Annotated in this window: 13 protein-coding genes; 9 read left to right on the forward strand and 4 right to left on the reverse strand. The window is 65.6% G+C overall.

Features of this window, described 5'->3' with window-relative positions; translation table 11 throughout:
• Window positions 1-27 precede the first annotated feature (27 nt).
• Window positions 28-1074 carry an EF-P lysine aminoacylase EpmA gene (gene epmA / locus AC1D05_RS01005; RefSeq protein ID WP_477437397.1) on the forward strand — a complete coding sequence of 349 codons (1047 nt, stop codon included), beginning with the start codon at window positions 28-30 and terminating at the stop codon, window positions 1072-1074.
• A 28-nt stretch (window positions 1075-1102) separates the two neighbouring features.
• Here the strand turns inward: epmA and AC1D05_RS01010 are convergent, their stop codons facing one another.
• A complete protein-coding gene (locus AC1D05_RS01010; protein ID WP_027042200.1) occupies window positions 1103-1519 on the reverse strand; it encodes a VOC family protein in 417 nt (138 codons plus the stop codon).
• A gap of 167 nt (window positions 1520-1686) precedes the next feature.
• Here AC1D05_RS01010 and AC1D05_RS01015 point away from each other — a divergent pair, with 167 nt between their 5' ends.
• The 6 genes from AC1D05_RS01015 to lpxK all read left to right on the forward strand — a co-directional run bounded on the left by AC1D05_RS01015 (window position 1687) and on the right by lpxK (window position 7285).
• A complete protein-coding gene (locus AC1D05_RS01015) occupies window positions 1687-3030 on the forward strand; it encodes a TldD/PmbA family protein (RefSeq protein WP_477437399.1) in 1344 nt (447 codons plus the stop codon).
• Entirely contained in the window at window positions 3017-3826 is an 810-nt protein-coding gene (locus tag AC1D05_RS01020; protein ID WP_477437401.1) for a 3'(2'),5'-bisphosphate nucleotidase CysQ, read from the forward strand. Before AC1D05_RS01015 ends, AC1D05_RS01020 begins: the two co-directional genes overlap by 14 nt.
• Before the next feature lie 76 nt (window positions 3827-3902).
• Entirely contained in the window at window positions 3903-4148 is a 246-nt protein-coding gene (locus tag AC1D05_RS01025; RefSeq protein ID WP_475451354.1) for a DUF4170 domain-containing protein, read from the forward strand.
• Window positions 4149-4153: 5 nt separating this feature from the next.
• On the forward strand, window positions 4154-4945 hold the full coding sequence (locus AC1D05_RS01030; RefSeq protein ID WP_477437403.1) for a lysophospholipid acyltransferase family protein: 792 nt from the start codon (window positions 4154-4156) through the stop codon (window positions 4943-4945).
• Window positions 4942-6258, forward strand: a complete 1317-nt coding sequence (waaA, locus tag AC1D05_RS01035) for a lipid IV(A) 3-deoxy-D-manno-octulosonic acid transferase (protein WP_477437405.1) — start codon at window positions 4942-4944, stop codon at window positions 6256-6258. Before AC1D05_RS01030 ends, waaA begins: the two co-directional genes overlap by 4 nt.
• A 1-nt stretch (window position 6259) precedes the next feature.
• Window positions 6260-7285 (forward strand): tetraacyldisaccharide 4'-kinase, encoded by a 1026-nt coding sequence (lpxK, locus tag AC1D05_RS01040; RefSeq protein ID WP_477437407.1) that lies wholly within the window; start codon window positions 6260-6262, stop codon window positions 7283-7285.
• A gap of 78 nt (window positions 7286-7363) precedes the next feature.
• Here lpxK and AC1D05_RS01045 read toward each other — a convergent pair whose 3' ends face one another.
• Complete coding sequence (locus AC1D05_RS01045) at window positions 7364-7597, reverse strand: DUF2093 domain-containing protein (RefSeq protein WP_477437409.1); 234 nt, start codon at window positions 7595-7597, stop codon at window positions 7364-7366.
• A gap of 77 nt (window positions 7598-7674) precedes the next feature.
• Between AC1D05_RS01045 and AC1D05_RS01050 the strand changes: the two genes are divergently transcribed.
• Window positions 7675-8310, forward strand: a complete 636-nt coding sequence (locus AC1D05_RS01050) for a hypothetical protein (RefSeq protein ID WP_477437410.1) — start codon at window positions 7675-7677, stop codon at window positions 8308-8310.
• A 27-nt stretch (window positions 8311-8337) separates the two neighbouring features.
• Here AC1D05_RS01050 and AC1D05_RS01055 read toward each other — a convergent pair whose 3' ends face one another.
• Window positions 8338-9264: a LysR substrate-binding domain-containing protein gene (locus AC1D05_RS01055; RefSeq protein ID WP_477437412.1), complete on the reverse strand. Its 927-nt coding sequence runs from the start codon at window positions 9262-9264 to the stop codon at window positions 8338-8340.
• A 90-nt stretch (window positions 9265-9354) separates the two neighbouring features.
• On the opposite strand from AC1D05_RS01055, the gene AC1D05_RS01060 reads away from it, so the two are divergent.
• Window positions 9355-10248, forward strand: a complete 894-nt coding sequence (locus AC1D05_RS01060) for a DMT family transporter (RefSeq protein WP_477437414.1) — start codon at window positions 9355-9357, stop codon at window positions 10246-10248.
• 225 nt (window positions 10249-10473) lie between these two features.
• On the opposite strand, the gene mutL is transcribed toward AC1D05_RS01060, so the two are convergent.
• Window positions 10474-12363 (reverse strand): DNA mismatch repair endonuclease MutL, encoded by a 1890-nt coding sequence (gene mutL, locus AC1D05_RS01065; RefSeq protein WP_477437416.1) that lies wholly within the window; start codon window positions 12361-12363, stop codon window positions 10474-10476.
• Window positions 12364-12414 lie beyond the last annotated feature (51 nt).

Genomic DNA, 12414 nt, shown 5'->3' on the forward strand with positions numbered 1-12414 from the left:
GCGCGCCAGCACGCCTTCAATCTGCCCATGACCGCCGCTTCGCCCTGGTGGACGCCGCACGTTCACGCCGACCGCCGCCCGCGCCTGCTGCTGCGCAATGGCCTGACGGCTGCCCTGCGCGACTGGTTTGCCCGCAATGATTTCATCGAGGTGGAAACGGCGGCGCTGCAGGTCTCGCCCGGCAATGAGGCGCATCTGGCGGCTTTTGCCACGGAAGCGGTCGGGCCGGATGGCGCGCGTTCGCCGCTTTATCTCCACACCTCGCCGGAATTCGCCTGCAAGAAGCTGCTCGCCGCAGGCGAAGTCAGGATTTTCAGCCTCGGCCCGGTCTGGCGCAACCGCGAGCGCGGGCCCTTGCACCATCCCGAATTCACCATGCTCGAATGGTACCGGGTGGGCGAGACCTATGAGAGCCTGATGCGTGATTGCGCCGATCTGCTGGCGCTGACGGCGACAAGGGCAGGGGCCACGCGCTTTTCCTTCCGGGGCCGCGACTGCGATCCGTTCGCAGAGCCGGAGCGGCTGACGATGGCCGATGCCTTCACCCACCATGCCGGCATCGATCTCCTGGCCACGGTCGCCGCCGATGGCGGCACCGACCGGGACGCGCTCTACGCCGCCTTGACCACGGCCGGCCTGCGCACGGCGCCTGACGACAGCTGGGCCGATCTGTTCAGCCGGGTGATGGTGGAAAAGATCGAGCCCAATCTGGGCTTCGGCCGCGCCACCATCCTGTGCGAATACCCGGTCGCTGAGGCGGCACTTGCCCGGCCGAGCCCGCGCGACCCGCGCGTCGCCGAGCGTTTCGAACTCTATTGTTGCGGCGTCGAGCTTGCCAACGGCTTTGGTGAGCTGACCGATGTGGCTGAGCAGCGCCGGCGCTTCATCCTCGAAATGGACGAGAAAGAGCGCATTTATGGCGAGCGCTATCCGCTGGACGAGGACTTTCTCGCCGCGTTGGCCATCATGCCGCAGGCCAGCGGCATCGCGCTCGGCTTCGACCGGCTGGTGATGCTGGCGACCGGCGCGCAGAAGATCGAGGATGTGATCTGGACACCGGTCGCGGCAACCTGACGACAGGCCCGCGGCTGGCCTTCTCACCTCAATGCGCGAAAACCTGCTCCAGCGAGCGAAAACCCTTGAATTCCAGGGCGTTGCCGGAGGGATCGCGGATGAACAGTGTCGCCTGTTCGCCCGGCTCGCCCTTGAAGCGCACCATCGGCCGTTCCAGCCAGTCGATGTCGTCGCGCGCTTCCAGCCGCGTCGCCAGGCGCTGCCAGTCATCCATCAACAGCACGGCGCCGAAATGCGGGATCGGCACCAGAATGCCGTCGACCTTGCCGTCGCTGGCGGCTTGCGCGGCCTGCGGCCGCAAATGCGCCGACATCTGGTGGCCGTAAAGATCGAAATCGACCCAGGTCGCCGACGAGCGGCCAATCGCGCAGCCCAGCACCTCGCCATAGAAAGTTCGGGTTTCATCGAGATCACGGACCGGGAAGGCGAGATGGAAGGGCGTCATCGAGGATGCTCCGTGCAGGCTGCGGACTGATTTTGCGTCACAGGTTCTGGGTAGGAACCATGTAGCGATGCATTTTGATTGAAGCCTGTGCCATTGCACAAGCCGGACCGGAACAATAGATGGGTGGGCGCGGCCGCAAGCTGGCCGCGACAAGCAGGATTACAGGCATGGCCGACACTTCAGACGCTGCAAAACTGACCGACCGCGTCGCGGCGCTGGTCGAGGCCGCCAAAAAGGCCGGCGCCGATGCGGCCGATGCGGTCGCCGTGCGTGGCCGCTCCACCAGCGTGTCGGTTCGGCTCGGCAAGGTCGAGGCCACCGAATCGTCGGAAGCCGAGGATGTTTCGTTGCGTGTCTTCGTCGGCCAGAAAGTGGCGAGCGTCTCGGCCACCGCCGCGTCCGATCCGGCGATGCTCGCCGAGCGCGCCGTTGCCATGGCGAAAGTCTCGCCTGAGGATCCCTATCAGGGTCTGGCCGATCCGGTGCTGCTGGCAAAGCAAACGCGAAATCTCGACCTGTTCGATGGCACTGAAGTGTCGGCCGATCAGTTGAAGGAAGCAGCCCTTGCGGCGGAAGCGGCGGCACTTGCCGTCAAGGGCGTCACCAATTCGGCTGGCAGCGGCGCCAGTGCCGGGCTGGGCGGGATGGTGTTGGCCACTTCGCAAGGCTTCCTCGGCCATTATGTCGGTTCGGGTTTTTCGCGTTCCGCCAGCGTCATCGCCGGCGAGGGCACCGGCATGGAGCGCGACTATGAATTCTCCTCTCGCCGGCACTTTGCCGATCTCGATGCGCCGCAGGATATCGGCCGCAAGGCCGGCGAACGCGCGGTGCGCCGCATCGGCGCGCGCAAGGCGGCGACGGGGCCGGTCGACGTGGTCTTCGACCCGCGCGTGGCGCGCGGCATCGCTGGCCATATTGCCGGCGCCATCAATGGCGCGTCCGTCGCGCGCAAGACCTCGTTCCTGCGCGACATGATGGGCAAGCAGGTGGCCGCATCCGCGATCACGGTTACCGACGAACCGCTCAGGCCGCGCGGCCAGGCCTCACGGCCGTTCGACGGCGAGGGCATTGAGGGCGAAAAGCTTCTGATGGTCGAAAAGGGCGTGCTCAACCACTGGTTCCTGTCGACGTCGGCGGCTCGAGAACTGGGATTGATCACCAATGGGCGCGGGTCGCGCAGCGGCTCCTCCGTGTCGCCGTCTTCCACCAATCTCGCCATCGAGCCGGGCGACCGCTCGCCGGAGGGCCTGATCAAGTCGCTCAAGACCGGCTTCTACGTCACCGAAGTGTTCGGCCAGGGCGTGGACATGTTGACCGGCGAATACAGCCGCGGTGCCTCCGGCTTCTGGATCGAGAACGGCGAGCTTGCCTATCCGGTCGCCGAAGTCACCATCGCCTCGAACCTGAAGACGATGTTCCTCAACATGGTGCCGGCCAACGACCTCGACCGCAATTTCGGCACCGCCGCGCCAACGCTCCTGATCGAAGGCATGACCCTTGCCGGAGCATGAGCTGACCACTGCCGGCGCCCCTTCGGGCGCCCTTGGGGATCTGCCGCTGCTGCGCGACGCCGCCCGCGAGGCCGGCCTCATCGCCATGCGTTACTTCGGCAACAGCCCGCAGGTCTGGATGAAGGGCGGCACTTCGCCGGTCAGCGAAGCCGATCATGCGGCGGACGCCTATCTGCGCCAGACCCTGCTGGCGGCGCGGCCGGACTATGGCTGGCTGTCGGAAGAAACGGTCGACGATCCGGCCAGGCTTTCGGCGCGCCGCACCTTTGTCGTCGATCCGATCGACGGCACACGCGGCTTCCTCGAGGGACAGCGCACCTGGTGCGTCAGCGTTGCCGTCGTCGAACAAGGTCGCACGCTCGCCGGCGTGCTCGAATGCCCGGCGATGGACGAGACCTACTGGGCGCTGCCCGGCCAGGGCGCATTCCGCAACGGCAAGCGCATTGGCGTGCGCACGCTTGGTGACAGAGCCGAGATTTCAGGGCTGAAGCAGCTGATCGACCTGGTGCCGGCCAGCTGGCAGAAACGGCTGACACGGGCGCCCTACAGCCCCTCGCTTGCCTACCGCCTGGCGATGATCGCCAACGGCACGCTCGACGCCATCTTCGTCAAGCCGAACGCGCATGACTGGGACATCGCCGCCGCCGATCTCATCTTGCGCGAGGCCGGCGGCCAGTTGCTCGACCCGCATGGCCGCGCGCCGCGCTATGCCGGCGAAGTGACCCGCCACGGCGCGCTCGCCGCCGGCAGTGGTGAGCTGCTGGCGGTGCTCGTCGATGTCATCGCCGGGCTGTGAAAGCATATTCGCAGGTTCCAAAGTCGGCGGCTTTGGTCTAGACCTGTCACAAACTCACAATATGTGAAGGACCGACATGGCCGCGGAAGACGGAAAGAAACAGCTTTTGCATCTGGTGTTCGGCGGCGAACTGAAGAAGCTTGGCGGCACCGAGTTCCGCGATCTCGATGCGCTCGACATTGTCGGCGTCTATCCGGACTATCAATCCGCGCACACGGCGTGGAAAGCCAAGGCGCAAGCCAGCGTGGACAATGCCCATATGCGTTATTTCGTCGTTCATTTGCACCGTCTGCTGGATCCCGACAGCAAGGTCGTCGGTTGAATTCGATGGAGCATGACCTGGCGAAAGGGCCAGCCAGCGACGCCACGCCCACGGGCAGGGGCGGCAGCCGTGCGACCAAGGCCTTCTGGCGCAAGATACGCGAACCGCTCGCGCAGTCGCGATTCGTCAAGAACGCCATTGCCAGCCTGCTCGCGCAATTCGTGCGCCTGGTTCGCCTGACCAGCCCCCTGGTCGCTGGATCGGCGCGCTTTTCAGGCGGCGCCTACGCCGAGTTCGAGCCCGGTATCATTGCTCTGTGGCACGGCCAGCATCTTTTGACGCCGGCCTTTTATCCCAAGCGCAAACCGCTGGTCGCGATGGTGTCGCGCAGCGCCGACGCCGAGCTCAACGCTTTGATGCTGGAGAAATTCGGCATCGAGGCGGTGCGGGGCTCCGGTGGACGCGACAATGCCAGGCATCTCGACAAGGGTGGGGCCAAGGCCCTCATCGCCCTCAAAAAGTCGCTCACCGCAGGCAAGAACGTCGCCATGATCGCAGATATTCCGCACGGCACGCCGCGCGACGCAGGGCTTGGCATCGTTCTGCTGGCGCGTCTCTCTGGCCGGCCGCTGCTGCCGGTCGCCATTACCACCAGCCGCCGCAAGGTGCTGGAGAAGAGCTGGGACAAGACGACCATCAACCTGCCGTTCGGCCGGTCCGCTGTCGTTATAGGCTCACCGATTTTCGTGGCGGCGGACGCCGACGAAGCCGAAATGGAGCGCAAGCGCCAGGAAGTCACCGCTGCGCTCAATGCCGCGACGGCCGAGGCCGACCGCCTCGTGGACGGTCGGCGATGAGCGGTCGCTGGGCGCGCGCCATGCTGTCGGCATACCGTTTTGCCGGCGCCGCGGCCTATCCGCTGGTCGGACCGTACGTCGCCTGGCGCACCTCGCGCGGCAAGGAAGACCGCAACCGCCGCCGCGAGCGCTATGGCGTCGCCGGCCGCCCGCGCCCCGAAGGACCTGTGATCTGGATCCATGCCGCGAGCGTCGGCGAGACCATAGCCGTCGTTCCGCTGGTCGAAAGCATCCTCGATTATGGCGTCAACATCGTTTTGACGACCGGCACCGTGACATCGGCCCAGGTTGCCGACGAGCGGCTCGGCGACCGCATTATCCACCAGTATGTGCCGCTCGACCTGAAGCCGGCGGTCAGCCGGTTCCTCGACCACTGGCGTCCGGACCTGGCGATCATCGCCGAATCCGAGATCTGGCCGATGACCATCCTCGAGCTTGGCGCGCGCCACGTGCCCCAGGTGCTGGTCAATGGCAGGCTGTCCGACCGCTCGTTCACCTCGTGGAAGAAGCGGGCCAACATCGCCGAGGCGCTGTTCGAGAACCTCGCCCATGTCGTTGCTCAGTCCGACGTCGACGGCGAGCGTTTTCGCGCGCTCGGAGCCCGGCCGGTCACGGTGTCGGGCAACCTCAAGGTCGACACCAACCCGCCGCCGGTCGACCAACGGGCGCTGGCCACCTTGCAGCGGCAGATCGGCGACCGCCCGACCTGGGCGGCGATCTCGACCCATGACGGCGAGGAAGTGGTGGCGGCGGAAGTCCACGCGATGCTGCACAAGCGGCACCACGGCTTGCTGACGATCGTCGTTCCACGCCATCCCGATCGTGCGGAGGCCCTTGCCGCGCAGATTTCCGGCATGGGCCTGAAGGTCGCGCGGCGCAGCAAGGGCGACCGCATCGGGCCTGACACCGATATCCTGCTTGGCGATACGATCGGCGAGATGGGGCTCTATCTCCGGTTGACCGAAATCGCCTTCGTCGGCCGCTCGCTGACCTCCGAGGGCGGCCAGAATCCGCTCGAGCCGGCCATGCTCGACACCGCGGTTCTCGCCGGCCGCAATGTGCAGAATTTCCGCGAAGCCTATCAGCGCCTGATCGACAGCGGCGGCGCCAAGCTGGTGCGCGATCGCGACATGCTGGCCGGCGCCGTCAACTTCCTTTTGACCAACGAAGTGGCGCGCCACGAAATGATGGCGGCGGGGATCGCGACCGTTGATGAGATGCGCGGCGCGCTGGCGCGCACGCTGAAATCGCTCGAACCCTACATCCAGCCGTTGGTTGTCAAGTCGCGCCTGAAGGGCGCCAACGGGCGCTAACGTGGCCTCCGAAGCACCACCATTCTGGTGGGAAGAGCCGGACTGGAAAGTCCTGGCGCTGTCGCCGCTGTCGGCCGTCTACGCGCTGGTTGCCGGTCGCGGCATGCGGCGGGCGCGGCGCGAGAAGATCGAGGCGCCGGTTCTGTGCATCGGCAATTTCACCGTTGGCGGCACCGGCAAGACGCCGGTGGCCATTGCGCTCGCCGAACAGGCCAAGCGCATGCATCTCAAACCCGGTTTCCTGTCGCGCGGCCATGGCGGCTCGTTTGCCGAGCCGCATGTCGTCGATGCCGACCACGATGCCGCCAAGCATGTCGGCGACGAGCCGCTGCTGCTGGCCGAGCACGCTCCCGTTGCGGTGACGCCGAACCGTGCCGCCGGCGCCCGGCTGCTGCTGGAAAGGCACGGCTGCGATTTCCTGATCATGGATGATGGCTTTCAGAGCGCGCGCATCCATATCGATTACGCGCTGGTCGTGGTCGATGCCCGCTACGGCATCGGCAATGGCCGCGTCATCCCTGGCGGTCCGCTTCGAGCTAAAATCGTTGACCAGCTGGTCTTCACCAGCGGGCTGTTGAAGATGGGCGAGGGCACCGCCGCCGACGCCGTGGTGCGCCAGGCCGCGCGCGCCGGCCGGCCGATCTTCGAGGCTCGTACGGAGCCCAGCAGCAAGGCGGGGCTTGCCGGCAAGCGGTTCCTGGCCTTCGCCGGCATCGGCCATCCCGACAAATTCTTCGACACGGTGCGCGAGGCCGGCGGTGAGGTGGTTCTCTCAAAACCCTTTCCGGACCATCACTTCTATGCCGAGGACGAGCTCGCCGAACTGGCGACGACGGCGGGCACCGAAGGTCTCGGGCTCATCACCACGGCCAAGGACGCTGCCCGGTTACGTCACGGCGCCCTGCAGGATTTTGTCGACAAACTCGAGGTGTTGGAAATCGACACGGTTTTCGAGCTCGACCACGTGCCCGAACGCATCATCCACGAGACGTTGGATGCGTGGCGCCAGCGCAAGCTCAAAGGTTAGCAATTCCAGGAAAAGTGTGGCGCGGTTTTCCCCGGGAAAGCGCAGCGCTTTCCCTTGGGAATGCGTCAAACAAAAAAGCTAGCTCCGCTTGCGCAGCTCCGGATGCACCTCGGTCTCGCGGCGCAGCGAGGCGGTGGCGTTGACGTAAGGCTCCTGCCTGGCGACGCTCCAGTATTTCAGCTCATCGAGCGGAATGCTTTCACCGGTCACGGCGCAGCGCACGAACGAGCCGGGGCTGGTGACCTGGAAATCGCCATCGAGATAGCGGATGCGGGCTTCTTTGCCGCCCGGGCCTTCGAAACGGTTCATCATGCGGTGGTGCCAAGTGTCATACAGATTTCATCGCCACAAATCTGCGGCCGGGTCAAGCATGTGACAAGCTTCGGACAATGCTGAGGCGCTACGAGATGCTGAAAAGCGCTTTTATCGGGGGCATGATGGATATTTCTTCCGCCCGCCTGGCTTCCTTGCTCAAGGAGGCGATGACGCCGCAGCCCGTGCCGTTGGCGAAAGCCGATCCGGTCAGAACGGCGCTGGTCAGGGAACTGGTCCAGCCCGCCGCGCCCTCTCTGTTGGCTCAACGCACGGCGCCCGCTTTGTTGGCGATGCCCGCTGCACCGATGGCCGTCAAATCGCAGCAGATTGCTTCTTCAGGCATCGTCGAGGCCTATCAGGCCCAGCTCGACGCGAGGGATGAGGCGGTGCTGGCTGATGTCGTTACGAGAAAGGCAGCACCAGAAGCCGAAACGCAGCGAGGCTTCGTGCCACCTGCGGCAACGGCCAATGACAACGCACCGGCCAGGGCGGCGGGGGTCTCATTGCTGTCCTTCATTCCGCCGCCGGTTCCCGTCCCGCGCAGCAGTCCCGCTCTGGATGCGCCGGCGGGACGGCGAAGGCCTGCCAATCAATCCCACGCTGCGGCATCCAACCCCGAGGGCCTGCTGGTGAGGATCGGCTTTGTCTCGATCATGACCGGTTTGTTGGCAACCATGATCTTCGGGTTCGTTCTGCTGCTGCTTCGCTGAATTTCGAATCGGAGATAGGCCAGAGACCTATCGCTCGGCCTCGATGAACGCCTCGATCTTGTCCGGCGTCAATCCGGCTTGCTGCGCGATGCGGCGGGCGAGGTCGGCCGCGGCAGTGCGTGGCCGTCCCATCGGCCGGTCGAGCCAATAGGACACCGGATTGAGGGCGGTGCGCTCGTCGACGGCGGCGATGCGGCCCGACTGCAGCTGATGCCCGGTCAGCGGCGGACGCGCCAAGGCAATACCGAGCCCATAGGCGGCTGCGTCCAGCACCAGATTGTAGTCCTCGAACCGTCGGTCCTGCGGGCGCGGGCGATAGTCCATGCCTTGTGCGGCGAACCAGGCACGCCAGCCGGACGCGTCGGAATCGTTGATCAGCGGAAATTTGAGCAGCCGGGCCGGGTCACCGCGGCCGATTTCGCGAGCGAGTTCCGGTGAGGCGACAGGAAAGACATGCTCTTCGAACAGTTGCACCGAAATGCGGCCGGGAATGCCACCACGGCCGCAACGGATCGACAGGTCGATGCCTTCATCGGCAAGGTCGGCCTGGCGGATGTCGACATCGAGCACGATGCGCAGCTTGGTGGGATTGTTCTCCAGTGTCGCCATGCGCGGCATCAGCCACAGCCCGCTGACCGAGGGGATCGAGGTCAGCCGCACCACCGCCGTGCCGCGCGGCTCGACCCACCGGTCGGAATGGCTTGATATCAGTGCGAAGGCTTCCGCCGTGCGCAGATGCAGCCGGTTGCCTTCGATCGTCAGCGAGACGCCGCGCGCGCCGCGATCGAACACTTTCAACCCGAGCCAGTCCTCGAGCTTGGCGATCTGCCGGCTGACGGCGCCATGGGTGATGTTGAGTTTTTCGGCCGCCGCCGAAAAACTGCCGGTCCGCGCCGCCGCATCGAAGGCACGCAGGGTTTCGAGCGGCACCATTGTGTCCGAGCTGTGATCCATAGTCACAGGTGATCCTCGATTTGGTCGTTTGTCAACAAGCGGGAAAAGGCGTTTTCTGCCTTTCAGGACACAAGACAGGAGGACAGTGAGATGAGCGCGATGACCGGCACGTTGAATCAGACACAGCGCATGGACACCACGGCCGCCATCGCCGTGGCGCTGACGGTGGTCGGCTGGGCGTCCGCCTTTCCCGCGATTCGTGCCGGCCTCGCCGCCTTTGGGCCGCTGGAACTGGGCGCCCTGCGCTTTGGCATCGCCGCGGTGCCGGCGGCGATCTTCCTTGTCGTCAAGCGTCCGGCGTTGCCCAGGCTCGACGAATTGTGGCGCCTCGTCTTTGGCGGGGCAATTTTCGTCGCGCTCTATACCGTCATGCTCAATTTCGGCGAACTGACTGTCTCGGCCGGTGCCGCCGGCTTCATCATCAATGTCAGCCCGATCTTCACCGCCATCATGGCAATGGCATTGCTCGGCGAGCGCTTCTCAGGCTGGGCCTGGGTGGGCACGGCCATTTCCTTCGCTGGCATCGGCATCATCGCTGTAGCCGACGGCAATGGCCTGCACTTCAATGCCGGTGCGCTGCTGGTTCTTGGCTCGGCGCTGTGCTCGGCCGTCAACACCATCGTCCAGAAGCCGCTCTTTGCCCGCCATCACCCGCTGACCATCTCGGCCTCGAATATGATCCTTGGCGCACTGTGCCTGTCACCGTTTCTGCCAAGCGGCTTTGCACAAGTCGCGGTCGCCAACACAGCCGGCCTCGGCGCCGTCATCTTTCTTGGCATCGTGCCGAGCCTGATCGCCTACGCCGCCTGGGCGACGGCCCTGTCGCGCCTGCCGGCGGCGCGCGCCTCGAACTTCCTCTACCTTGTCTCGCCGATGTCCGCCCTGATCGGCTTCTTCTGGCTGGGCGAAGTGCCGACGCTGCTCGGCATCCTCGGCGGCGCGCTGGCGCTGGGCGGCGTCATCGTGGTGAATTTGAAGAGGTAAAACAGGAGGTTGGAAGGCCTTCCTGAATCGAAAAAGGGCGGCTGAAGCGGCCCTTTTTCGGCCCCCCCGCTGCTTCCCAGCGACCCTCCCCACAAGGGGGAGGGTGAGGAAGCGATCTGCCCGCCTACAGAACAGCGCTCTTGCGGAAAAGCTCGGCGCTCTACCTCCCCCTTGTGGGAGGTCGGACCGGGGTGCTTGGCGCTGACCTCACTGGAACCGAAGTCGTTACCGCCGCCCGAACAGCCGCTCGATATCCGCCAGCTTGAGCTCGATATAGGTCGGGCGGCCATGGTTGCAGGTGCCGGAACCGGGCGTTGCCTCCATCTGGCGCAGCAGCGCGTTCATTTCCTCGGCCTTGAGCAGTCGACCGGAACGCACCGAGCCGTGGCAGGCCATGGTGGCGGCGATCTTGTCCAGCCGCTCCTTCAATGTCTCGACCGTATCATTGTCGGCGATCTCGTCGGCGAGGTCGCGCACCAATTGCTGGACATTGGTTTCGCCCAGCATCGACGGCGTCTCGCGCACGGCGACAGCGCCTGGGCCGAAACGCTCGATGCCGAGGCCGAATCTGGCCAGCGTTTCGGAATGCATGGCGAGCCGCTCGGCGTCCTCTTCCGGCAGGTCGATGATCTCTGGCAGGAGCAGCATCTGCGAGGGGACGGGTCGCGAGTGCAGCGCGTTCTTCAGGGCTTCGTAAACCAGCCGCTCATGCGCCGCATGCTGGTCGACGATGACGAGCGAATCCCTGGTCTGGGCAACGATGTAGTTCTCGTGCACCTGGGCGCGTGCCGCACCGAGCACCGCGCCAAGCAACGTCTCGGCCGCTTCGCTCTGCCCGGCGCGTGCATCGGCGCTGGCGAGCTCTCCGGCATCGAAGGCCGGCCGGTCGGGTTCAGCAAAGCCGCCATTCCTTGCAGTGGCGCGTTCAAAGCCAGCACCTTCGAATTGCATGTCGAGCGGCCGCTGCGGCGAGCGCGAAGGGTCGAAACCGGCGGAACCGGAAGCACGGTAAGACGCGTCGTAGCTGCGATGGCCGTTGGCCGGGCCGCCATGACCGTAGGATTCCGCACCTGGCCGGAACGCCGCCATCATGCCGGCGGCGCCCGTGGTGGCTGAACGGATGCCGGCATCGGCCAGTGCCTGCCGGATGGCGCCGACGATCAGCCCGCGCACCAGGCCCGGGTCGCGGAAGCGCACATCGGCCTTGGCCGGGTGGACATTGACGTCGACGATCGCCGGATCAAGCGAAAGAAACAGCACCGTCACCGCATGGCGGTCGCGCGGCAGGACATCGGCGAAGGCGCCGCGAATGGCGCCGGCGATCAGCTTGTCGCGCACCGGCCTGCCGTTGACATAGGCATATTGCTGCAGCGCGTTGGCGCGGGTGAAGGACGGGATCGACACATGGCCGGTCAGATGCACACCTTCGCGCATCGCATCGATGGCGATGGAATTGTCGGGAAACTCGGCCCCCATCACCTGGGCGACGCGACGCAGGCTGCCTTCCGGGCTGTCGTCGGTCGCCGGCAATTCCAGCGTCGAGCGGTCGGAGCCGGCCAATGTGAAACGCACGGCCGGGAAGGCGATGGCGATACGCTTTACGACATCGCTGGTCGCCGAGCTTTCGGCGCGCTCGCCCTTCATGAATTTCAGCCGTGCCGGCGTGGCGAAGAACAGGTCGCGCACCTCCACGGTCGTGCCGCGGTTGGCCGCCGCCGGTCTGACAGGCAGGACGCGGCCACCCTCGATGCCGATCTCGGCGGCGCTGTCGCCCGACGCCGTGCGCGAGCGGATCGACAGCCGCGACACCGAGCCGATCGACGGCAGCGCTTCGCCACGAAAGCCGAGCGAGCGGATGTCGTTGATGTCCTCGACGAGCTTGGAGGTGCAATGGCGGGCGATCGCCAGCGCAAGTTCCGGTTCGGGAATGCCCGAACCGTCATCGGTGACGCGGATAAGGTTCAGCCCGCCGCCGGCCGTGACAACCTCGACCCGCGATGCGCCGGCATCCAGCGCATTCTCGACCAGTTCCTTGACCACGCTTGCCGGACGCTCGATGACTTCGCCGGCGGCGATCTGGTTGATCATCGTTTCGGAAAGCTGGCGAATGGGCATGGGGACACTATAGGCGGATTCGTGTCGTGCGGGCGAGGGCGAACTGCGGTG

The sequence above is a fragment of the Mesorhizobium sp. P2_E9 genome, from assembly GCF_056403815.1.